The sequence below is a fragment of the Rathayibacter sp. AY1C5 genome (genome assembly GCF_002931705.1).
Lineage (GTDB): Bacteria > Actinomycetota > Actinomycetes > Actinomycetales > Microbacteriaceae > Rathayibacter.
Genome location: NZ_PSWD01000015.1, coordinates 50,218 through 72,433, shown reverse-complemented (window position 1 = coordinate 72,433; position 22,216 = coordinate 50,218). Strand labels below are relative to the sequence as shown.

The following is a 22,216-nucleotide window of genomic DNA, read 5'->3' as shown; positions in this document are numbered from 1 at the left end:
ACGGAGTCGGACGACGAGGTCGAGGCCGGTGAGGCCCGCGACTCCGGGAGCGGGGCCGAGGTCGCGCCGGCGCCGGAGTCCGCACCCGAGGACGTGCCCGAGCCTCGGGACGCGCAGGAGTCCGACGCTGAGGACGAGCCCGTGCGCGAGTCCGAGATCCAGGACGAGGACGAGGTCGTGCGCGACGCTCAGGACGAGGCCGTGAGCGAGCCCGATGCCGAGGACGAGGTCGTGCGCGACGCTGAGGACGAGGTCCTGCGCGGGCCCGACGCCGCGTCGGAGTCGGAGCACGCCGCGCCCGCCGCCGCCGAGCCCGAGGTCGACGACCGCCCGATGATCGAGCGCGTCGAGTCCCTGGTCCGCCGCTGGATCGCGCGCAGCGGCGAGTTCCCGGTCGAGCCCGCCGCCCAGCGGCTCGCGGGCGTGCTCCAGGACCCGAACGGACTCGACTTCGCCGTCGGGTTCGTCGACGGCGTCGCCCGGCCCGAGGACCTCTCGGTCGCGGCCGAGAACCTCGCGGCGCTCACCGCGAAGACGCCCGCCTTCCTCCCCTCCTACCTGCGCGCGGCGATCAGCACCGGCGGCGCCGTCGGCCCCGTGCTGCCCTGGGTGGTCGTGCCCGCGGCCCGCCGGGTCCTCCGCCGCCTCGTCGGGCACCTCGTGGTCGACGCCTCGGAGGCCCGTCTCGGCGCGGCCGTCGCCGCGCTGCGCGAGGGCGGCGACCGGCTCAACCTCAACCTCCTCGGCGAGGCCGTGCTCGGCGAGCGCGAGGCCGGCCGGCGCCTCGAGGGGACCCTCCGCCTGCTCGAGCGGCCGGACGTCGACTACGTCAGCGTCAAGGTCTCGAGCGTCGTCAGCCAGCTGTCGATGTGGGCCTTCGAGGAGGAGGTCGACCGCGTCGTGGAGCGTCTCACCCCGCTCTACCAGGCCGCCGCGTCCGGAGCCGACCCCACCTTCATCAACCTCGACATGGAGGAGTACCGCGACCTCGATCTGACGGTCGCCGTGTTCCGGCGCCTCCTCGAGCAGCCGGGCATGCTCGACCTCGAGGCGGGCATCGTCCTGCAGGCCTACCTGCCCGACTCCGTCCGCGTGCTCGACGAGCTGACCGGGTGGGCGCAGGAGCGCCGGGCCCGCGGCGGAGCCCCGATCAAGGTGCGCGTCGTGAAGGGCGCGAACCTCGCGATGGAGCGGGTCGACGCGGCCCTGCACGACTGGCCGCTCGCGACGGTCGGCAGCAAGGTGGAGGCCGACACGAACTACAAGCGCCTGCTCGACCGGGCACTGCGGCCGGAGCGCGTCGACGCGGTGCGCGTGGGCGTCGCCGGGCACAACCTCTTCGACCTCGCCTGGGCGTGGCTCACGGCGACCGAGCGCGGGGTGACCGGCGCGGTCGAGATCGAGATGCTGCTCGGGATGGCGACCGGGCAGGCGCGCGCCGTCCGCGAGGACGTGGGACGCCTCCTCCTCTACACGCCCGTCGTGCACCCGCACGAGTTCGACGTGGCCATCTCGTACCTCATCCGCCGGCTCGAGGAGAACAGCAGCCCCGAGAACTTCCTCTCGGCCGCGTTCCGCCTCGACGACGAGGAGGTGCTGCAGCGGGAGCTCGGCCGCTTCCGCGCCTCGCTCGAGGCCCTCGACGACTCCGTCCCGCCGCCGAACCGCACGCAGGACCGCCTGCGGGAGTGGTCCTCCGGCTCCGGCCGCCGCCTCGTGCAGGAGCACGCCCGCGCCGGCGAGCGGGCGCAGGACCCGGCCGCCGCGGGCCTGACGCAGGCCGTCCTCGGCCTCAGCCGCGGCTCCGGTGCCGCCGCCGCGACCGCGGGCTTCCACAACGAGCCCGACACCGACCCCGCCCTCCCCGGCAACCGCCGCTGGGCGCGCCTGATCACCGAGCGCATCGCCGGCTCGACCATCGGAGCGGGCACGGCCGACGCCGCGCGCGTGAGCACCGAGGCGGAGCTCCAGGAGGTGCTGCGCGCGGTGTCCCGCCGCGCGGAGCGCTGGGGCGAGCGCCTGGGCTACGACCGAGCGGCCGTGCTCGACCGCGCCGGCCTCGTCCTCGCCGCGAACCGCGACCGCCTGATCGAGGTGATGGCCTCCGAGACCGGCAAGACGATCGCCGAGGCCGACCCCGAGGTCTCCGAGGCCATCGACTTCGCCCACTACTACGCCACCCGCGCCCGCGAGCTCGACGCCGTCACCGGGGCCACCTTCGTCCCCGCGCGGGTCACCGTCGTCGCTCCGCCGTGGAACTTCCCGGTCGCCATCCCGGCCGGATCGATCCTCGCGGCGCTCGCCGCCGGCTCCGGAGTCGTGGTGAAGCCGGCGCCCCAGGCCCGCCGCTCGGCGGCTGTGCTCGTCGAGGCGCTCTGGGACGCGGGCGTCCCGCAGGAGCTCCTCGCCCTGGTCGACCTCGACGAGGAGGAGCTGGGACGGGCGCTGATCACCGACCCCCTCGTGGACCGCGTGCTGCTCACCGGCTCCTACGAGACCGCCCGCCTCTTCCGCTCCTGGCGGCCCGGCCTCGCACTGCAGGCCGAGACCAGCGGCAAGAACGCGATCATCGTCACTCCCCACGCCGACTACGACCTCGCCGTCGCCGACATCGTCCGCAGCGCCTTCGGGCACGCCGGCCAGAAGTGCTCCGCCGCCTCCCTGGTGATCCTGGTCGGCTCGGTCGCCCGCTCCAAGCGCTTCCGCGCCCAGCTGGTCGACGCCGTCACGTCGCTCCGCGTCGGCCGGCCCGACGACCCGTCGGCGGTGATGGGGCCGCTCATCGAGGAGCCCACCGGCAAGCTCCTGCACGCGCTCACCACGCTGGGCGGAGGCGAGTCGTGGCTCGTCGAGCCGCAGCGGCTCGACGAGAGCGGCACGCTCTGGTCGCCCGGGATCCGCGAGGGCGTCACCGAGGACAGCTACGTCCACCTCACCGAGTTCTTCGGCCCGGTGCTCGGGATCATGCACGCGGCGACCCTCGAGGACGCCGTCCGGATGCAGAACGGCACCGAGTACGGGCTCACGGCCGGACTCCACTCCCTGCACGCCGACGAGCTCGCCCTCTGGATCGACTCGGTCGAGGCGGGCAACCTCTACGTCAACCGGGGCATCACCGGAGCCATCGTCCGGCGCCAGCCCTTCGGCGGCTGGAAGCGCTCGTCCGTCGGCGGCGGCGCGAAGGCGGGCGGACCCAACCACCTCATCGGCCTCGGCTCCTGGAAGCCCTCGCCCGCGCGCTCCTCCTCGACGCTGCACCTGCGCGGCCTCGACGACCGCGCGCGCCAGTTCATCGAGGCGGCCCAGTCCTCGCTCCGGTTCGAGCAGTTCGACCTGCTCCGCCGCTCCGCCCTCTCCGACCAGCTCGCCTGGGCGACCGAGTTCGGCGTCGTCACCGACATCTCGAAGGTCGGCGTCGAGCGGAACCTGTTCCGCTACCTCCGCGTGCCGATCGCGCTGCGCCTGGCCGACGGCGGCGACCTCGGAGAGCTCCTCCGCGTCATCGCCGCGGGCCTGCTGACCCGCTCCCGGATGGACATCTCCACGTCCCTCCCGCTCCCGCCGCGGGTCCAGGAGATGCTCGGCGGCGACGAGCTCGCCGAGATGGCGGGCCTCGTCCCGCGCATCGTCGTCGAGACCGACGCCCAGTGGCTCGAGCGCGCCGCGGCCGGCCGCATCACGGCCCCGCGCATCCGCATCATCGGCGACATCGTCTCCGACCGCGTCGACGGCTACGCGGGCCCGCAGGCCCCCGGCAGCCCGACGCACGGACAGCAGGCCGTCGTCCGCCGATCGTCCGACTCGACCGGCTCCTTCACCGACGTCGTCGCCGGCATGACCCGCGGCAGCACAGGCAAGCCGGTCCCGCTCACCCGCGCCGACGGATCCCGCGTCCCCCTCGCGACCGCCCTCGCCGAAGCCCTCGGCGGCGCCCTCGACACCGCCGTCTACGCCGACCCGGTCACCCCCGCCGGCCGCGTCGAACTGCTGCCCTTCCTCCGCGAGCAGGCGATCTCGATCACGAACCACCGCTTCGGCAACCCGATCGATCTGAGCGACGACGTGCTGTAGTCGATTCCACGCCCGTCCCTGACGGGCGTGGCGCGGTCGGCTTCTCGACGGGGTGCGTTCTGAGGAGCGGGGGGCGTTCGGCTACAGCGATCCGCTGGTACGCGGATCGCTGGTTCGCCTCGGTGGCGGTGCTCGCGGGGATGGTGTGGATCGAGTGTGGCGCGGTCGGCTTCGCGACGGGGTGGGTTCTGCAGGGCGGTGTGCGTTCGGCTACAGCGATCCGCTGGTACGCGGATCGCTGGTTCGCCTCGGTGGCGGTGCTCGCGGGGATGGTGTGGATCGAGTGTGGCGCGGTCGGCTTCTCGAGGAGNGCGTTCGGCTACAGCGATCCGCTGGTACGCGGATCGCTGGTTCGCCTCGGTGGCGGTGCTCGCGGGGATGGTGTGGATCGAGTGTGGCGCGGTCGGCTTCTCGACGGGGTGCGTTCTGAGGAGCGGGGGCGTTCGGCTACAACGATCCGCTCGCACGCGGATCGCTGGTTCGCCTCGGGGGCGGTGCTCGCGGGGATGGTGTGGATTCTGTGTGGCGCGGTCGGCTTCTCGACGGGGTGCGTTCTGCAGGGCGGGGTGCGTACGGCTGCAGCGATCCGCTGGTACGCGGATCGCTGGTTCGCCTCGGGGGCGGTGCTCGCGGGGATGGTGAGATCAGGCTGGCGCGGGTCGGCCTCCCGACGGAGCCCCGGGACGCGGCTCAACGAGGCGCGGGGGGACTTACTTGTCGCGGCAAGTAGTGGGTAGGGTGGGGGGATGAGTGCGCCCGAGACACGCTGGCTGACGCCCGATCAGCTCGACGCCTGGCTGCGCTTCATCGCGGTCGTGGAACTGCTGCCGGGCGCCCTCGACACGCAGCTGCAGCGCGACGCGGGGCTCACGCACTTCGAGTACCTGACGCTGGCGATGCTGTCCGAGGCGCCCGACCGCGCCCTCCGGATGACCACGCTCGCCGCCCGCACCAACGCGACCCTGCCCCGGCTCTCGCACGTGGTGACCCGCCTCGTCGCCCGCGGCTACCTCGAGCGCCGCCCCTGCGCCTCCGACGGCCGCGCCACGAACGCGGTGCTCACCGACGCCGGCCTCCAGAAGATCGTCGACACGGCGCCCGGTCACGTCGCGACCGTGCTGGCCGACGTCATCGATCCGCTCGACGCCGACCAGATCCCGCAGCTGGCCGACATCATGTCGCGCATGCTCGCCCGGCTCGACCCCGAGGGCAGGATGACGGTCGACGCCGTGCGCTCCTCGCTCGGAGACCCCGACACCCGCTCCTGCTGAGCGCGCCGACCCCTCACTCCCGGGGCGGACCGGCCTCGGCCGCGGCCGGATCCGTGTACAGGGACTCCCGGACGTGGCCGTCAGGGTCCTCGAGGCCGCGCGCCCGCATGGAGCCGAGGTCCTGCACCGCGACCGGCTCGGCGCCGCCGGAGGCCGGCCCGTTCCCGAGCACCTCGCCGACCTCCTCCCGGCTGCCGACGCTCACCGCGAAGAGGCCCTGCACCTGGGAGCGCGCGTCGACGATCTCCTTCGACCTGGAGGTCGAGAAGGAGGGGTGCGGGAGGAGCATCGCGGACACGTGCTCGGAGGCGACGGAGCAGGCGGCGTCGCCGCTGAACAGAGGATTCAGGGCTGAAAAGGAGATCCAGGGTCCGGCCGAGCGCCGGGGAGAACGCCCTCGAGCGCTCCGGATCCGTGAACGGAAGGTCGACGAGGATCGAGTCGACGGCCCTCCGCGTCCGTACGGCGATCGGCCGCGCGACACGCGGGAGTCCGTGCCATCATCGCCTCGTGCAGTTCACCGCGACGCTCTTCCAGATCGGCAACAACACCGGCATCGAGGTGCCGCCCGAGGTCCTCGAGGCACTCGGCGGCGGTAAGCGTCCCGCCGTCGCGGTGACGGTGAACGGCTACCGCTTCACCAGCACGGTCGGAGCGATGGGCGGACGCGCGCTCATCCCGTTCTCGGCCGAGAAGCGCCGCGAGACGCAGCTCGCCGGCGGTGACGCGATCGACGTCGTGATCGAGCTCGACACCGCGCCGCGCGAGGTCGTCGTGCCGGAGGACCTGGCGTCCGCGCTGGCCTCGGCGGGCGCTGCGGAGCGCTTCGCCGCGCTCTCGCCCAGCGCGCGGAAGGCCCACGTCACGTCTGTCGAGGGCGCGAAGGCCGCCGAGACGAGGGCGCGCCGCGTCGCCTCGATCGTCGCGGCGCTCGCCGGCTGACGGGCGCGCCACGGTCCGTGACGCGACCTCCCCGCCGGATAGGCTGCCTCCGGCGCCCCACGGCGGAGCGCCCTGGAAGCGGAGTCGGGGGACTTGATGGGTGCGGTTCGGCGTTGGGTGTTCCCGATCGTATGGATGGTCATCATCGGAGCGGCGAGCATCGCCCTGGTGAAGATCGCGTTCTTCCCGGACGGCGCGGCCGAGGCCGATCCGACGCAGCCGACCGGTGAGATCACCGAGCCGACCGTCACGGTCGCCCGCGGCACGGTCACCAACGACCTCACCCTCCAGGGCACCGTCGCCGCCGACCCCGCCGTGCCGCTGAAGGCGACGGCGGCCGGAACGGTCGACGACGTCTACGTGCAGCAGGGCGCGGCCGTCGCGTCGGGCGATCTCATCTACGACATCCGCGTCGAGACTCCGCGCGACCCGGTCGAGACGACCGGCCCGGACGGCGCCGTCACCCTCACCCAGCAGGAGCCCTCCGTGCGCTTCGAGCGGGTCTACGCCGCGACCGGCGGCACCCTCAGCGCCCTCGGCGTCATCCACGACCAGGCCGTCACGGTCGGCGAGGTGACCGGACAGGTCGCGCCGCCGAGCTACGCCGTCACCGGCACGATCGACGCGCAGCAGCTCTACCGCATCCAGAACCGGCCGACGGAGGCGCAGGTCGCGATCACCGGCGGGCCCGCCGGCTTCACCTGCACCGACCTCACCATCAGCACCCCTCTCGCCGGAGCCGGCGAGGGCGGCACGACCGGCGGAGCGACGGACGGCGGCGGCGGTGGAACCTCCACCGGCGGCTCCGGCACGAGCTTCACCTGCCAGGTGCCGACGGAGGTCACCGTGTTCCCCGGGCTCGCCGCCTCGGTGACGCTCGCGGGAGGCAAGGCGGAGGACGTCCTCGTCGTGCCGACCACCGCGGTCGAGGGCACCGCCCAGTCCGGCGTCGTGTTCCGCCGGGCGGACGACGGCAGCACCGAGGAGGTCCCGGTGACGCTGGGACTCACCGACGGCAGCTCCGTCGAGATCACCGGCGGAGTGGAGGAGGGCGCCGAGCTCCTGCAGTTCGTGCCGGGCGCGGAGGAGGCTGCTCCCGACGTCCAGCTGGGCGGCGACTGCATCGCGCAGCCCGACGGCTCGGTCTTCTGCTCGTGACGATCCTCCGGCTCGAGGGGATCCGCAAGGTCGTCCCGCTGCCCGACGCGCCGCCGCTGACGATCCTCGACGGAGTCGATCTCGAGGTGGGCGAGGGCGACCACGTCTCGGTCGTGGGCCGCAGCGGTTCCGGCAAGTCGACGCTGCTCAACATCCTCGGACTCATCGACGAGCCCACCGAGGGGCGGATGCTGCTCGAGGGCGCTCCCACCGAGACCCTGTCCTCGCGGGCCCGCGCGCGCATCCGCGGCGGCAGCATCGGCTTCATCTTCCAGCAGTTCAACCTGCTGGAGGGGCGGACCGCCCGCGAGAACGTGATGACGCCGCTGCTCTACGCGACCGGATCGGAGTTCTGGCGCCGCCGCGACCTCGCGGCCGAGATGCTGGAGCGGGTCGGCCTCGGGCACCGCGTGGACTCGATGCCCGGGCGCATGTCCGGCGGCGAGCAGCAGCGGATCGCGATCGCCCGCGCCCTGGTGCGCCGACCGCGGCTGATCCTCGCCGACGAGCCGACGGGCGCCCTCGACACCGACACCGGCGAGAGCGTGATGGGCCTGCTCGACGAGATCGCCCGCGAGTCCGGCTCCGCGCTGGTCACCATCACCCACGACCCGGCCATCGCGGCGCGGGCCGAGCGCCACTACCGGCTCGACCACGGCCGACTGGGCTCGACCGCGGATGCGGGCCCCGTCGCCGAGGCGGGGGTCCTCTGATGCGCGTGCTCGTCGGGATCGCCGGCGCGATCGTCGAGGCGTGGACCGAGCTGCGGATCCACCGCGGCCGCGTGCTGCTCTCGCTGATCGGAGTCGCGGTGGCCGTCGCCGCCCTGACCGCGGTCGTCGCCGCCGGCGGCATCGCCCGCCAGGCCAGCATCGAGCAGGCCGAGCGCTCCAGCGGGCGCCCGGCGAGCCTCTTCCTCTCCGCCTACCCCTCCGGCACCGGCACCGCCGAGGTGGATGCCGACGCACTCCAGGCCGCGTGGACCGGTGCGCTCGAGCGGTACTCCATCACCTACGCGAGCCGCTCGACCTACGGCAGCGCGCGCGTCCAGTTCGCCGACGGCGCCGTCGACGTCGCGGTGCAGGCGGTCGACCAGCCCTTCGCCGAGATGCACCGGCTGAAGATCGTGGACGGCTCCTGGTTCACCGCCCGCGACTCCCAGCGCCTCGCTCCCGCCCTCGTCGTCAACGAGCGCTTCTGGGAGCGGATCGGGAGCCCGGATCTGCGCACCCACCCGGTGGTCACCCTGCTCGGCTCCGAGCGCGACGTCACGGGCGTGGTGGTCGGCGTGACTCCCTCCTCGCAGTTCGAGACGGATCCGTCGATGATGATGCTCGCGGACGCCTACCCGGCGGTCGCCCGCGACGCCGACCCGCAGTACGGCGGGCAGGGCGTGCCGAACTACGAGATGTGGGTGCCGCTCGACCTGGCCGAGCCCCTCGCCGCGGCGGTGGAGCGCGACGTGGCCGGCGCCCTGGGATCCGACTTCGAGGTGTCGGTCGACCGGCAGGACTACCTGGTCTACGACTCCGACCCCTTCGGCGTGCTGACCTGGGTGATCGGCGGCGTGGCGGGCCTGGTGCTGGCGCTCGGCGCGCTCGGACTGCTCAACATCGCCCTGGTCACCGTCCGGCAGCGGATCCGCGAGATCGGCATCCGGCGCAGCTTCGGCGCCTCCTCCGGCCGCATCTTCTTCTCGATCATGATGGAGAGCGTCGTGGCGACCGTCGTCGCCGGAGTGGTCGGCGTGACGATCGCGGTCATCCTCGTCACCAACCCCTGGACCGTGGCCTTCGTGCAGGACAACGGGATCGCTGACATCCCGCCTTTCCCGGCCGAGGCGGCGCTGCTCGGGCTCGGGGCGGCGACCCTCGTCGGCGCGCTCGCGGGCCTGGTGCCGGCGATCGTCGCCGTGCGGGTGAAGGTGATCGACGCGATCCGCTACTGAGGCCCGCCGAGGGTGACGACGAGCTCGTCGCCCTCGAGCACGGCGCGTGCGTCGGAGTAGTGCGCGATCCGGGGCAGACCCCGGGTGCTCGCGCTCTCGTGGCTCCCGACGACGATCACGCGCATGCCGGCGTCCAGACCCGCCCGGATGCCGGCCTCGGCGTCCTCGAACACCAGCGCGTCCTCGGGGGAGACGCCGAGCAGGGCCGCGGCGGCGAGGTAGCCGTCGGGAGCAGGCTTGCCGTTCGCGACGTCGTGCGCGGTGACGACGGTGTCGGGGGAGGGGACGCCCGCCGCAGCCAGACGTGCGGCCGCCAGCGCCGGGCTCGCGGACGTGACCAGGGCGACGCGCTCGCGGGGGAGTGAGGCGAGGAACGCCGTCGCGCCGGGGATCTCGACGGTGCCCTCGGTGTGCTCGAGCTCGTACGCGTCGAGCTCCGCGACGATCGCGTCGACGTCGCTGCCGGCCGGGGCGAAGCGGCGGACGCTGTCGGCGGCGCGGACACCGTGAACGGCGCCGAGCACCGCGTCGTGGTCGAGAGCGAAGCGCTCGGCGAAGGCACCCCAGATGGTCTCCACGACGGCCGTCGAGTCGACGAGCGTCCCGTCCATGTCGAAGAGGGCGGCGCGGGCTCGGAGGAGGTGGGGCATGCGTCCATCCTGGCGGTCGGCGGCCTCCGGCGCCTGCCGGTGCGGACAGCGCTCGGACAGCGCGCGATCAGCCCGCCCTCAGGCCACGCATCGTGTCGCGGCGCTACGGTGGTCCGAGATCGCGGGCAGACGCCCGGAGGGGAGTGGAGGACGCCATGACGGACGACAACGGAACCGGCACGGACCAGGGCGCGAGCACGGGCGGCGAGGCCTCCGGACCCCGCGCCGGGTGGTACCCGGACCCGGCGGGCTCGTCCCGTCAGCGCTGGTGGGACGGGACCGGCTGGACGGAGTCGCTCCGCGACGCGCCGGCGGCCACTCCCACCGCCCCGGCCGGGAGCGGGTCGGCGCAGGCCGCCGCGACTCCCGTTCCGCCGACCGCACCGACTCCGCCCGCGCCGCCCGCCGAGCGTCCCGCCTACGGGGAGACGTCGAGCGGAGCGGCGACGAGCTACGGACAGTCGGCCTCGGGTCGGTATCCGCAGCAGCCGTCGTCCGCCGACCCGCAGCAGAGCTACGGGCAGCAGAGCTACGGGCAGCAGGGCTACGGCCAGCAGGGCGCCGGTCAGCAGCCGCAGCCGCAGCAGCCCTCCGGCCAGCAGCAGCCGCAGCAGGGCTACGGCCAGCAGGCTCCCCAGCAGTACGGCCAGCAGGGGTACGGCCAGCAGCCCTACGGCCAGCAGCCGCAGCAGCCCTACAACCAGCAGCAGCCGCAGTACCCGGCCTACTCCGCGGCTCCCGGAGCACCCGTGCAGCAGCGTGACACGAGCATCGTCACGTCCACCCCGTGGATCTGGGTGGTGGTCCTCCTGCCGCTGCTCTCGGCGCTGTCGATCTTCCTCCTCCCGCCGAGCGCGATCGTCGACTCGTCGATGGCCTCGACCTACGGGCCGAGCTCCTCGATGGGGATGTCGACGGCCTACCTCGTCGGCCTCGGCGTGCTCCAGGTCGTCGGCTTCCTGATCTACGCGGCGGAGGTCGTCTTCGCCTTCCTCGACTGGCGCCAGCTGAAGCGAGCCGGCCTGCAGCGTCCGTTCCACTGGGCGTGGGCCTTCCTCGCCGCTCCCTACGTCTACGTGATCGGCCGCAGCGTGGTCGTGAAGCGCGTGACCGGCGGCGGCCTCCTCCCGCTCTGGGTCTTCCTCGGCGTCGTGGTCGTGTCGTTCCTCATCGCGATCGGCTGGACGGTGTCGCTCTTCTCCCAGATGACGCAGGCCTTCGCTCCCGCGGGCTTCTGAACCCGTGCGCGCCGCCGATCTCGTCCTGACCGGCGGCGCCGTCTTCACCGCCGACGCCGTGCGCTCCCGAGCGCACGGCGTCGCTGTCGTCGGAGGGCGGATCGTCGCGGTCGGCGCCGACGCCTCCGACCTGATCGGGCCGCGCACCGAGGTGGTCGACCTCGAGGGCCGGATGCTCGTCCCCGGCTTCCAGGACGCCCACGTGCACCCGGTCTGGGGCGGCGCCGCGCTGCTGCGCTGCTGGCTCGGAGCGGGAGGGTCGCCCGCTGAGCACCTGGCGACGGTCGCCGAGTACGCGGCTCGGGAGAGCGGAGCGGAGTGGATCCTCGGCGGCGGCTGGAACCTGCCCGACTTCCCCGGAGGCACCCCGACCGCCCGCGAGCTCGACACGGTCGTCCCTGACCGGCCCGCCTTCCTCACCAACGCCGACGGGCACGGCGCCTGGGTCAACTCCGCCGCACTGCGCCTCGCGGGGATCGACCGCACGACGCCGGACCCCGCCGACGGCCGCATCGAGCGCCTGGCCGACGGCACCCCCTCCGGCACCCTGCACGAGGGGGCGATGGACGCGGTCCGCCGCCACCTCCCGCCCGCGAGCGCGGACGAGCTCCACCGGGCGCTGCTCCTCGGGCAGGAGACCCTGCACTCGTTCGGAGTGACGGCGTGGCAGGACGCGATCATCGGCTCCTACGGCGATGTGGGCGACCCCGGTCCGGTGTACCGCCGCGCGGCGCTGAGCGGCGAGCTGACCGGGCGCGTCCGCGGTGCGCTGTGGTGGGACCGGGGCCGCGGCGTCGAGCAGATCCCGGAGCTCGTCGAGCGGCGCGCGGCGCTCGCCGCCGACGGCTTCGCTCCGACGACCGTCAAGATCATGCAGGACGGGGTCGCCGAGAACTTCACGGCGGCGATGCTCGAGCCCTACCTCGACGGGCACGGCGGCCACGGTCACGGCGACGGCCTCTCGATGGTCGACCCGCGCCTCCTGAACGAGGCCGTGCCGCTCCTGGACGCGGCCGGGTTCCAGGTGCACTTCCACGCGATCGGCGATCGTGCCGTACGCGAGTGCCTGGACGCGGTCGAGCGGGCGATCCAGGCGAACGGGCGCCGCGGCAACCGCCACCACCTCGCCCACCTGCAGGTCGTGCATCCGGACGACCTGCCGCGCTTCCGTGCGCTCGACGTCGCGGCCAACCTGCAGATGCTGTGGGCCTCGCTGGAGCCGCAGATGGTGGAGCTGACGCTGCCGTTCCTCGGTGAGCGGCGCGGCTCGTGGCAGTACCCGTTCGGCGACCTGCTCCGCTCGGGCGCGGTGCTCGCGTCGGGGAGCGACTGGCCGGTGTCGACGCCCGACCCGCTCGCCGCGATCCACGTCGCGGTGAACCGGCTCTCGGCGCCGTCCGAGCGCGAGCCGGGGTGGAGCGAGGAGGTGTTCCTCCCGGAGCAGCGCCTCGACCTCGCCACCGCCCTCTCCGCCTCCACGGCCGGCTCGGCGTGGGTGAACGGCCTGGAGGGCGAGTCGGGCTCGATCGCCGTGGGACTCGCGGCGGACTTCGCCCTGCTGGACCGGGACCCCTTCGCCGGCGACCCCGGGGCGATCGGGGACACCCGGGTGCTGGGCACCTGGATCGGCGGAGAGCGCGTCCACACCGCAGCGGACGCGCCCGCCTGATCCGGGTCGTTCAGGAGGCGGCGCTCAGCAGGTGATCGCTCCGCCGATGATCCCCGCGAGCAGCCCGCCGGTCGCGGAGGCGATCGCGCCGGGACCGGAGATCGCGCCGATCACCCCGCCGGTCGCGGCACCGCTGACGCCGCTCCCGGCGACGCAGTGGCCCCACTCGGGCGAGCTCCAGTCGCTGTTCAGGTGCAGGCCACCCACCGCCGAGCGGGACGCCGAGTCCGGGGCGAAGTGGAAGGTGAGCGTGTCGGAGTCGTCGATCGACCAGTGGCCCGACACGGTGCGGCCGCGTCCGACGTCGATCCTCTCCGGGAGTGCGTCGGACGTCTCGGCGCCGTCCGTGAAGCCGACCCCGCCGCCCGCCAGCTCGACGATCCGCGTGCCGTCGGTGACGTCGAAGGTCACCGTCGACGCCGATCCGCCCCGTGCCTCGAGGTGCACCCGGCTGCTCGTCTCCTGCCTCGCCGGCTCGGCGTGCGCGGCCTGCGCTGTGAACAGCGGCACCGCCAGCAGAGCGGCCGCCGCCGCCACCAGTGCCGTGCTCGTCCTCTGTCGTTCCATCGTCGTTCCCTCCCTCGGATTCCGATCCAGGAGGGAGGGCTCAGCGCCGCCGGTCGACGAGGGCGAGGACGACGGACGCCACCGCTGCCGCGACGGCGGCGGTGACCACGACGACCCACGGATCCTCGGCGCCCACCGCGGTCGCGACGAGGTGCCCGGCCAGGACGCCGACGAACAGTGCCGGCAGCATCAGCCAGATGCGCCGTCTGCGTCGTGCCGCCGTACCGGCCTGTTCCCTGTCGCTCATGCTCGCCCTCCTGGATTCACCATACAGGTATGGAGTACCAGGCGGTCGCGACGCGCGTCGAGGAGATGGCGCGATCCGTCAGGCCTCGCTGCGCTGGATGAGGCGGGAGAGGACGATCGCGGAGCGCGTGTGGTCGACGTTGGGCGCGATGCGGACCTTCTCGAGGGCGAGCTCGAGGCTGGGGATGTCGCGCGAGCGGATGTGGACGATCGCGTCGGCGGAGCCGGTGACCGTGCCCGCGTCGACGACCTCGGGGACCGCGGAGAGGATGCGGCGGAGCTCGTCCGGAGCGACGGTGCCGCGGCAGAAGAGCTCGACGTAGGCCTCGGTGGCCATGCCGTCGACCGCGGGGTCGACCTTGATCGTGAAGCCGCGGATCACGCCGTCGGCCACGAGGCGGTCGACGCGGCGCTTCACCGCGGAGGCGGAGAGCCCGACCACGCCGCCGATGTCGCCGTAGCCCGCGCGGGAGTTCTGGCGCAGCAGATCGAGGATCTTCCGATCGATGTTGTCCATGCTCCGAGGATAGGCGCGGCCGGAGCGGCGCCTGGACGGCAGCAGAGTGCCACTGGAGATTCGTGACGCCCGGCTATATAGTTGCTCTCGGTCAATAGTTGATCGCAGTCAACTAGAACCGCCGCCGTGCTGAAGAGGAGCCCATGTCACACCCCGAACACCGCGCCGCATCGCGCGGAACCACCGCGCCGCACGCCCCCGCCGGGCCGGACGGCGCCATGTCGCACCGCCAGGTGCTCGAATCGCTCAGCGGCCTGCTGCTGGGCATGTTCGTCTCGATCCTCGCGGGCACGGTCGTGTCGACCTCGCTGCCCCGGATCATCTCCGACCTCAAGGGCGACCAGAACGCCTACACCTGGGTCGTCACCGCGACCCTGCTCGCGACCACGGTCTCCACCCCGCTCTGGGGCAAGTTCGCCGACCTGTTCAACCGCAAGCTGCTGATCCAGCTCGCCCTCGGCCTGTTCGTCATCGGCTCCGCTCTGGCCGGCTTCTCGCAGGACACGAACATGCTGATCGTCTTCCGCGTGTTCCAGGGCCTGGGCGCCGGCGGACTCGCCGCGCTGAGCCAGATCATCATGGCCGACATCATCAGCCCCCGTGAGCGCGGCAAGTACGCCGGCCTCTTCGGCGGCGTGATGGCGATCGGCACCGTCGGCGGCCCGCTCCTGGGCGGCGTCGTGACCGACGCGTTCGGCTGGCGCTGGAACTTCTTCATCGCGATGCCCGTCGCGATCGTCGCGATCGTCCTCCTCCAGATGACCCTCCGCCTCCCCGCGCACCCCAAGCGGAAGGTGCGGATCGACTACCTCGGCGCCGTGCTCATCGCGGGCGGCGTCTCGCTCCTGCTGATCTGGGTCTCCCTCGCCGGCAAGAACTTCGACTGGGCCTCGTGGGAGACCGCGGTCATGGTCGGCGGTGCCGTCGTGCTGCTGATCGCCGCCGTGATCACCGAGCTCACCGTGGCCGAGCCGATCATCCCGATGGGGATGTTCAAGAACCGCACCTTCAGCCTCGCCGTCGTCGCGAGCATCTCGGTCGGCGTCTCGATGTTCGGCGTCGCCGTCTTCCTCGCGCAGTACATGCAGCTGGCCCGCGGAGCCACGCCGACCCAGTCGGGCCTGCTCACCATCCCGATGATGGCCGGCCTGCTGATCGCCTCGACGATCTTCGGCGGGATCATCTCGCGCACCGGCAAGTGGAAGGCGATCATGATCAGCGGCGGCGTGCTCGCCGTGATCGGAACCTCCCTCCTCAGCACCCTCCGCTACGACACGGACCTGGTCCTCGTCGGGATCTACATGGCCGTCCTCGGCGCCGGCCTGGGCATGCTGATGCAGAACCTCGTCCTGGTGGTGCAGAACTCGATCGAGGTGAAGAACCTCGGCGTCGCGACCAGCGCGGTCACGTTCTTCCGCAGCCTCGGCGGCACCGTCGGAGTCTCGGTCCTGGGCTCGATGCTCGGCACCGTGATCGCCGACCGCATCAAGACCGGCATCGCGGGGCTCGCTCCCGCCGACCAGGCTCTCGCCGCGCAGGCGCTGGGCAGCGGCACGATCCCGCAGCCGGCCACCCTGCCCGACGCCGTGCGCGTCGTGGTCGAGAGCGCCTACGGGATCGGCGTCGGCGACGTGTTCCTCTACAGCATCCCGCTCGCCGTGGTCACGCTGATCGCCGTCGTCCTCCTGCCCAACGTGAGTCTCGGCTCGAAGAACGCGGTGCAGCTCAAGGCGGAGCCGACCACTCCGCTGCAGGCCGCGGAGGACGCCCTCATCGCCGCCTCGGACGGCCAGGCGGCGCTCCGCCCCGTCGGCCAGGCCCGGCGGACGGACGACGCGACGCACGCCCGGGAGGGTCGCGAGGCCACTCCCGCCGGACACGGCCGCCACGCCGACGACGAGCGGCAGGAGGAGCCGGTCGGGCACGCACGCCACGCCGCTCCCACCGGCTCCGTCGACGTGATCGAGCGCTCCTGATGCCCGCCGCCGCGCCCTCGGCCGAGGCGCTGCACGAGGTCGAGGAGCAGATCACCGTGCTCGCCGTCCAGGTGCGCCTCGCCGTCCGGGACGCGGCGGCGTCGATCGACCCGGCGCTGCCGCCCTTCGGACTGCGGCTGCTGCGGATCCTCGAGCGCTGCGGTCCGGTCCACTCCGGCGCCGCGGCGGAGCGGCTCGGGGTCGACCGCAGCGCGATCAGCCGCCAGGCCCGCCAGCTCGCCGAGCTGGGCCTGGTCGAGATGACCTCCGATCCCGCCGACGGCCGAGCGCGGTTCCTCTCGCTCAGCGCGGCCGGATGCGAGCGGATGCGCGACCTCGGCGGCCGTCAGCGGCAGCGGATGCAGGAGGCGCTGAGCGCCTGGCCCGAGGAGGACCTGCGTGCGTTCGCGGGATACCTGGAGCGGCTGACCGCGGCGGAGTGAGCCGCGTGATCTGGACGAGTGGCGCGGTCCGATGCGGTCCGCGCCACTTCTGCGTGCCGCCGGACGCGGCGCGGGCGCGCTGACCGCGCGCCGTCTCGCGCCACCCGGTGCCGACGCCGTCGTAGTCGTTCTACATTTCCTGAGATGTTCTCACTCAGGAGGCGATGACCCTGTTCTCTTTCGACCACGCAGCAGCGGCGGAGCTGGTCCGCGCCTCGGACGAGGCGGCGAAGGCGCTCGCCTCCGAGGGCCTGCTGAGGTCCGTCGCTGCCGAGTACGCGCTGGGCGAGTTCCGCGGCGCGTACGCCGAGCTGTTCCGCCGGGTCTGCGTCTGCGACAGGGAGAACCGCGGTCGGCTGAGCGCCGAGCTGCACGAGCTCGCCGACACGGTTCGGCTCGTGGCACGGAAGGCCGAGGAGGAGCGTCGGCGCCGGGAGGAGTACGCGGCCTGGGAGCGGCGGGCGGACGAGCGCGAGCAGCAGCGCCGCCTCGATCCGGTCGCGGCCCTCGCGGCGGGAGTCGAAGAGGTCGTCGACCGGCCGCCGTCCGATCGGCCGGTCGTGCCTCCGCCGATCCGTGCGCTGTTCTCCCCCCGGTCGGTGCCCCGCACGTCCCCGGGCGGCCCCGCCGCGGGAGGCACGACCTCCGCCGACCCCGAGCGCCTCGACGTCTTCGTCTCGCAGACCCGGCAGGCGGACGAGGCGATGCGCTCCCGGCTCCAGGATCTGATGGCCGCCTGGGGAGCCTTCGGCAACCGCTGCTCGTGGGCGCCGGTCGAGTCCTTCTCGGTGCTCCGGGGCTTCCGCGAGCTGCTGTCGATCGGTGCGGCCGACGCGACCTGGGTCGAGCAGATCTCCCTGGCCTTCACCGCCGCGGGGGGAGCGGCGCTCTCCGTTCCGGTCCTCGACGCCGTCGGCACCCTGGCGCGGCCCCGGGGCGGCCGGAGCCTGCTCGACTCCCTCGCGGCGCTCTCGTCCGACGATCTCGCGACACTCCTGGCGGCGTCGCCCGACCTCGCGGCGCGCCTCGGGCGACTGGCTCCGACCCTCGTGAACGACTGGTGGCGGAGCCTCGACTCCACGGACGGCGCGCGCTTCTCGCCGCAGCAGGAGGCGCTGGTCGCCGGTCTGCCCGGGGTGATCGGGAATCTGGAGGGTGTTCCCTACCGCGCCCGGGTGAGGGCGAACGAGAGGGCGCTGAGGGCGCGGATCGTGGCGCTGAGGAGCGAGGCGGCGGGCCTGCGCGGGAAGGCGGGCGACGGGGAGCGACTCGCGGCGGTGGAGTCGCAGCTGGTGGCGCTGAGGGACGTGCGGGCATCGCTCCGGCGCGGTCTCGGTCAGGAACCGCGCTTCCTCATCTCCCTGACCGCCGACGAGCCTCCGCTCGCCGCCGTCTCGATCGGCGATCCCGACACCGCCACGAACGTCACCTACGCCGTCCCCGGGATGGGACAGACGACGGAGAGCATGACCCGATGGACGAAGGCGTCGCAGAATCTGCAGTCGCTCCTCCCGCCCGGCAGCGCCGTCGTCTCCTGGATCGGCTACGAGACCCCGCCGATGGCGCGGCTCGGCGGGAACGGCATGGACGTCCTCACCTCGAACCAGGCGGTCGCCGGCGGCGCCGCACTCGCCTCGGCTGTCCAGGGGCTCTCCGCGGTCCGGGGCGACGACCTGCCGAAGCCGAACGTCGTCGCACACTCCTACGGCAGCACCGTCATGGCCGTCGCCGCCTCGCGCTCGGACGTCGAGCTCGGGGTCGTCGTGACGCTGGGCTCGGCCGGCCTCCCGGACAGCGTCGACGAGGCGAGCGACCTGCACGCGGAATCCGTCTTCGCGGGGCAGGCGCGGGACAAGTACCTCGGCGAGACCGAGAGCGGCGACGAGGCCGCGTGGATGGGCCGCGCCTTCAGCTGGAACCACCACACGGATCCCGCTGACGAGGACTTCGGCGCGCGCGTCTTCGGTGTGGAGACCGGAGGCGACGCCGGGAGGATCGTGACGGATCACGCTGCGCTGAAGAGCGACGACGGCGATCTCGCGGGGTATCTCGACAAGAACACCGAGTCCCTGCAGAACGCGGCGTGGGCCGTCTCCCGGCGACTCGACCTGCTGACCGAGAACCGGCCGCTCGGACCGACCGCCTTCCAGAAGGCGGTCGTGGGAGCCTCCCATGGCGGGTAGAGGCTCTCTTCAGCGGACGGGCGTCTCGCTGACCGTCGCCGCTCTGCTCGTGATGTCGATGACCGCTTGTGCAACGGAGAAGGAGACGAGACCGGTGAGCACGATGAGTCCTCGGGAGGGTCGGGACCGGGTGGTGGAGTTCGTGCGGGACTCCGCGGGGCGGCTCGATGTGGAGGGGTGGTGGCCGCGGAGCGGCGCGGCCAGGCCCGATGTGTGCGGCCCCGGCGACCGGGTGAGCGGTGCGAGCTACAGCTACGACTGGTGGGCTCCGGCGGGCACCGATGTCGAGGGGGATGCGCGGAAGGTCGCGGACTACTGGGAGTCGCTGGGGATGACGGTGAGAGTGACCGATTCGACTCCGCGCCCGACGGTCTACGGGCAGGGCGGACCGGTGCTGCGGGCGAGCTTCGTCACCGGCGCTGTCGAGGAGATGTACATGATCGGGGCGGAGATGCCGTGCGCGCCCGGCGATTTCGAATCACTCCTCCTCGAGGACGAGGCTCAGCGCGCGGCGGGCGCGGTCCTTCCGGGTGATGAAGGGGTCGTCCCGAAGCCGGATCCGTGGGACCTCCCACTCCAGTCCGATCCGTCGGGTTCCGGCTCGGAGGGATGAGCCGCCCCGTCCACCGCGTCCGGATCGGAGATGCCGACGTCGCTTCCGTTGCCGGGGGAGGGGTCGGCCTCAGCGCGGTGCGCCCACCAGCTGCGCGACGTGCACGACGAAGGCGCGGCGGCGGTCGCGCGTCTCCTCCCCGCCCCGGGAGGCGAAGGGGGTGAGGTGCCAGATCTCGCAGAGGCCGAGGAGGGCGATGAAGAGGTCGTCGGCGGACCAGCTCGCGTCGACGACGCCGGCGCGCTGCCACTCGAGGACCCGGGCCTCGGGGGCGGGGACCCCGCCGAGCTGCTCGCCGGCCTCCTCCCAGACGCCGGCTCCCTCCAGGCGCGCCCAGGTGAGCAGGCGCAGGAACTCCGGGTGCTCCCACACGTGGTCGAACATGCGGCCCGCGAGGTCGGGGAGGTCCGCCGCCTCGGCGAGGAGCGTCTCGTCGAGAGCGCCGAGCGCCTCGACGACGGTCGCGACGAACAGGCCGCGCTTGCCGCCGTAGTAGGCGTAGAGCCGCTCCTTGTTCAGACCCGCCGCCGCGGCCACACGGTCGACCCGGGCGCCCGCGAAGCCGTGGGCGGCGAACTCGACGGAGGCCGCGCGGAGGATCCGCTCGCGCGCGGGCAGCGCCGCATCGGATGTCGGCTCCATGGTTCACCTCCGGGCGCTCGAACGATACACTCTTCTTCGCCCAACCAACTGGTTGGGGTGGTTCGGCCCCGATGACGCGGCTCGGATCCGGACCCGCCGGTCCCGCTCCGCTCCGTGTGAAAGGCCGCCATGCCCTCCCCGTCCGCTCCCTCCTCCGCCCGCCGCTGGTGGGTGCTCGTGATCCTCGCGCTCACGCAGCTCGTCGTCGTGCTCGACGGCACCATCGTCACGATCGCCCTCCCCGCCGCGCAGGCCGACCTCGGCCTCACCGACGTCGAGCGCCAGTGGGTCGTCACCGCCTACGCCCTCGCGTTCGGCGCGCTCCTGCTCCTGGGCGGCCGCATCGCCGACTACACCGGCCGCAAGCGCACCTACCTGATCGGGATGATCGGCTTCGGCGCCGCCTCCGCCTGGGGCGGCCTCGCCACCTCCGGCACCGAGCTGATCGCCGCCCGCGGGCTGCAGGGCGCCTTCGCCGCGCTGCTCGCTCCGGCCGCTCTGGCCCTCCTCACCGTCTCCTTCCCCTCCGGCCGCGAGCGGGGCACGGCCTTCGCCGTCTTCGGAGCGGTCGCCGGAGCGGGCGCCGCCGTCGGCCTCGTGCTGGGCGGGCTGCTCACCGAGTTCGCCGACTGGCGCTGGTGCCTCCTCGTCAACGTCCCCGTCGTCGTGGTCGGCGCGATCGCCGGCCAGCTGCTCGTCACCGAGAGCCGCGCGGAGGGGCGCAACCGCTTCGACGTCGCCGGGACGATCACCGTCGCGCTCGGGCTCGCGAGCGTCGTCTACGGCTTCACCCTCGCCGAGCAGGGCTGGCTCCGCGTCGACACCCTCGGCTTCCTCCTCGTCGGCGTGCTGCTGCTGGCCCTCTTCGTGCGGATCCAGGCCCGCTCCGACCACCCGTCGCTGCCGCTGCGCATCGTCGCCGACCGCGTCCGCGGCGGAGCATTCCTGGTCCAGGCGATCGTCGGCAGCGTGATGATCGGCTCCACCCTCTACCTGACCCTGCACCTGCAGCTGGTCCTGGGCCTGCCGCCGCTCGAGGCGGGCCTGGCCAATCTGCCGATGACGGTGACGATCATGATCGTCGCGGGAGTCGCCGCCAAGCTGCTGCCGCGCACCGGCCCGCGCGTGCTGATGATCGTCGGCCCGCTGATCGCGGCGGCCGGGCTCCTCTACCTGAGCCGCATCACCCCCGACGGCGGCTACCTCCTCGAGGTGCTGCCCGCGCTGATCCTCCTGGGCGTCGGCATGGCGATGGTCTTCGTGCCGCTGCAGAACCTCGCGCTCACCGGAGTCGCGGCCCACGACGCCGGTGCCGCCGGAGCGACCGCCAACGCCGCCATGCAGATCGGCGGCTCGATCGGGCTGTCGATCTTCACGACCCTCTACGCGGGAGTCGCGGGTGAGCAGCAGTCGCCGGTCGCCTTCGTCGACGGCTACTCCGCGGTCTTCGTCGCGGCCGCGATCGGGCTGGTCGTGGCCTCCGTCGTCGCCGTCGCGATGATCCGGGTGAAGAAGGAGGAGTTCCTCGCTCAGGCTCCGAAGGAGGCCGTCGCCCACCTGGGCTGATCCCGGCCTAGGCTCGGAAGCGCTATGCAGCCACTGACCGAGACCGAGATCCGCGAGTCCTTCGTCAACGCCTCCCGCAAGGAGGTCGCTGATCTCGCGCTGCCGAAGGACTTCGACGCGCTCGACTGGTCGGTCATCGACCATCTCGGCTGGCGCGACCGGAGGATGGGCCGCCGCGCCTACGTCGTCGTGCCGCTGGAGGAGCGCCTCGTCGGGGTCCTGCTCACCCAGGCCGACGCCCTGCCGCGCTCGCGGGCGCAGTGCTCGTGGTGCCGCGACGTGCAGCTCCCGAACGACGTCGTCTTCTTCGGGGCGCGGAAGGCCGGAGCGGCCGGGCGGGCGGGGGACTCGCTCGGCACGCTCGTCTGCTCCCGCTTCGAGTGCTCGATGAATGTGCGGCGGCGCCCGTCGGTGGCCTACATCGGGTTCGACCTCGAGGCGGCGCGAGCGCAGCGGATCGCGACTCTGCGGGCGCGCACCGAGGGCTTCGCGCGCGAGGTGCTCGGCGAGGCGTGA

Annotated in this window: 20 protein-coding genes; 14 read left to right on the top strand and 6 right to left on the bottom strand. The window is 73.2% G+C overall.

Annotated elements, in window-relative coordinates; translation table 11 throughout:
* The first annotated feature begins 333 nt into the window (after positions 1-333).
* The gene (locus tag C5C57_RS11700) at positions 334-4,071 is read left to right on the top strand and encodes a proline dehydrogenase family protein (protein ID WP_104246969.1); all 3,738 of its coding nucleotides are present in this window, start codon (positions 334-336) and stop codon (positions 4,069-4,071) included.
* Between the two features lie 746 nt (positions 4,072-4,817).
* Entirely contained in the window at positions 4,818-5,342 is a 525-nt protein-coding gene (locus C5C57_RS11690; RefSeq protein ID WP_104246915.1) for a MarR family winged helix-turn-helix transcriptional regulator, read from the top strand.
* Between the two features lie 13 nt (positions 5,343-5,355).
* Here the strand turns inward: C5C57_RS11690 and C5C57_RS11685 are convergent, their stop codons facing one another.
* Positions 5,356-5,640, bottom strand: a complete 285-nt coding sequence (locus C5C57_RS11685) for a VOC family protein (RefSeq protein ID WP_104246914.1) — start codon at positions 5,638-5,640, stop codon at positions 5,356-5,358.
* Between the two features lie 212 nt (positions 5,641-5,852).
* Here C5C57_RS11685 and C5C57_RS11680 point away from each other — a divergent pair, with 212 nt between their 5' ends.
* The 4 genes from C5C57_RS11680 to C5C57_RS11665 all read left to right on the top strand — a co-directional run bounded on the left by C5C57_RS11680 (position 5,853) and on the right by C5C57_RS11665 (position 9,390).
* Positions 5,853-6,284, top strand: a complete 432-nt coding sequence (locus C5C57_RS11680) for a YdeI/OmpD-associated family protein (protein WP_104246913.1) — start codon at positions 5,853-5,855, stop codon at positions 6,282-6,284.
* A gap of 135 nt (positions 6,285-6,419) precedes the next feature.
* A complete protein-coding gene (locus tag C5C57_RS11675) occupies positions 6,420-7,442 on the top strand; it encodes an efflux RND transporter periplasmic adaptor subunit (protein ID WP_104246912.1) in 1,023 nt (340 codons plus the stop codon).
* Entirely contained in the window at positions 7,439-8,155 is a 717-nt protein-coding gene (locus C5C57_RS11670) for an ABC transporter ATP-binding protein (protein ID WP_104246911.1), read from the top strand. Before C5C57_RS11675 ends, C5C57_RS11670 begins: the two co-directional genes overlap by 4 nt.
* Positions 8,155-9,390, top strand: a complete 1,236-nt coding sequence (locus C5C57_RS11665; protein ID WP_104246910.1) for an ABC transporter permease — start codon at positions 8,155-8,157, stop codon at positions 9,388-9,390. The genes C5C57_RS11670 and C5C57_RS11665 overlap by 1 nt, the downstream gene beginning before the upstream one ends.
* Here C5C57_RS11665 and C5C57_RS11660 read toward each other — a convergent pair.
* Positions 9,384-10,040: an HAD-IA family hydrolase gene (locus tag C5C57_RS11660; protein ID WP_104237636.1), complete on the bottom strand. Its 657-nt coding sequence runs from the start codon at positions 10,038-10,040 to the stop codon at positions 9,384-9,386. The two genes, C5C57_RS11665 and C5C57_RS11660, sit on opposite strands and share 7 nt — an antisense overlap.
* Positions 10,041-10,195: 155 nt before the next feature.
* On the opposite strand from C5C57_RS11660, the gene C5C57_RS11655 reads away from it, so the two are divergent.
* On the top strand, positions 10,196-11,278 hold the full coding sequence (locus C5C57_RS11655) for a DUF2510 domain-containing protein (protein ID WP_146082421.1): 1,083 nt from the start codon (positions 10,196-10,198) through the stop codon (positions 11,276-11,278).
* Between the two features lie 4 nt (positions 11,279-11,282).
* Positions 11,283-12,947, top strand: a complete 1,665-nt coding sequence (locus C5C57_RS11650) for an amidohydrolase (RefSeq protein ID WP_104246908.1) — start codon at positions 11,283-11,285, stop codon at positions 12,945-12,947.
* Between the two features lie 24 nt (positions 12,948-12,971).
* On the opposite strand, the gene C5C57_RS11645 is transcribed toward C5C57_RS11650, so the two are convergent.
* From C5C57_RS11645 to C5C57_RS11640, 3 genes are all read right to left on the bottom strand, one after another.
* On the bottom strand, positions 12,972-13,514 hold the full coding sequence (locus C5C57_RS11645) for a hypothetical protein (protein ID WP_104327357.1): 543 nt from the start codon (positions 13,512-13,514) through the stop codon (positions 12,972-12,974).
* A 40-nt stretch (positions 13,515-13,554) separates the two neighbouring features.
* Positions 13,555-13,761 (bottom strand): hypothetical protein, encoded by a 207-nt coding sequence (locus C5C57_RS17785; protein ID WP_146082420.1) that lies wholly within the window; start codon positions 13,759-13,761, stop codon positions 13,555-13,557.
* Positions 13,762-13,839: 78 nt separating this feature from the next.
* On the bottom strand, positions 13,840-14,277 hold the full coding sequence (locus tag C5C57_RS11640) for an Lrp/AsnC family transcriptional regulator (protein ID WP_104222855.1): 438 nt from the start codon (positions 14,275-14,277) through the stop codon (positions 13,840-13,842).
* Between the two features lie 218 nt (positions 14,278-14,495).
* Here C5C57_RS11640 and C5C57_RS11635 point away from each other — a divergent pair, with 218 nt between their 5' ends.
* The 4 genes from C5C57_RS11635 (at position 14,496) to C5C57_RS17780 (ending at position 19,492) form a co-directional block, all read left to right on the top strand.
* A complete protein-coding gene (locus tag C5C57_RS11635) occupies positions 14,496-16,253 on the top strand; it encodes an MDR family MFS transporter (protein ID WP_104222854.1) in 1,758 nt (585 codons plus the stop codon).
* A complete protein-coding gene (locus C5C57_RS11630) occupies positions 16,253-16,696 on the top strand; it encodes a MarR family winged helix-turn-helix transcriptional regulator (protein ID WP_104222853.1) in 444 nt (147 codons plus the stop codon). Before C5C57_RS11635 ends, C5C57_RS11630 begins: the two co-directional genes overlap by 1 nt.
* A 164-nt stretch (positions 16,697-16,860) precedes the next feature.
* On the top strand, positions 16,861-18,879 hold the full coding sequence (locus tag C5C57_RS11625; RefSeq protein WP_104246906.1) for an alpha/beta hydrolase: 2,019 nt from the start codon (positions 16,861-16,863) through the stop codon (positions 18,877-18,879).
* A gap of 232 nt (positions 18,880-19,111) precedes the next feature.
* Complete coding sequence (locus C5C57_RS17780) at positions 19,112-19,492, top strand: hypothetical protein (protein ID WP_146082419.1); 381 nt, start codon at positions 19,112-19,114, stop codon at positions 19,490-19,492.
* A gap of 69 nt (positions 19,493-19,561) precedes the next feature.
* On the opposite strand, the gene C5C57_RS11615 is transcribed toward C5C57_RS17780, so the two are convergent.
* On the bottom strand, positions 19,562-20,134 hold the full coding sequence (locus C5C57_RS11615) for a TetR family transcriptional regulator (RefSeq protein WP_104297647.1): 573 nt from the start codon (positions 20,132-20,134) through the stop codon (positions 19,562-19,564).
* A gap of 129 nt (positions 20,135-20,263) precedes the next feature.
* Here C5C57_RS11615 and C5C57_RS11610 point away from each other — a divergent pair, with 129 nt between their 5' ends.
* Together C5C57_RS11610 and C5C57_RS11605 are read left to right on the top strand one after the other, a co-directional pair.
* Positions 20,264-21,700: an MFS transporter gene (locus tag C5C57_RS11610; protein WP_104246903.1), complete on the top strand. Its 1,437-nt coding sequence runs from the start codon at positions 20,264-20,266 to the stop codon at positions 21,698-21,700.
* 24 nt (positions 21,701-21,724) lie between these two features.
* Complete coding sequence (locus tag C5C57_RS11605) at positions 21,725-22,216, top strand: FBP domain-containing protein (protein WP_104246902.1); 492 nt, start codon at positions 21,725-21,727, stop codon at positions 22,214-22,216.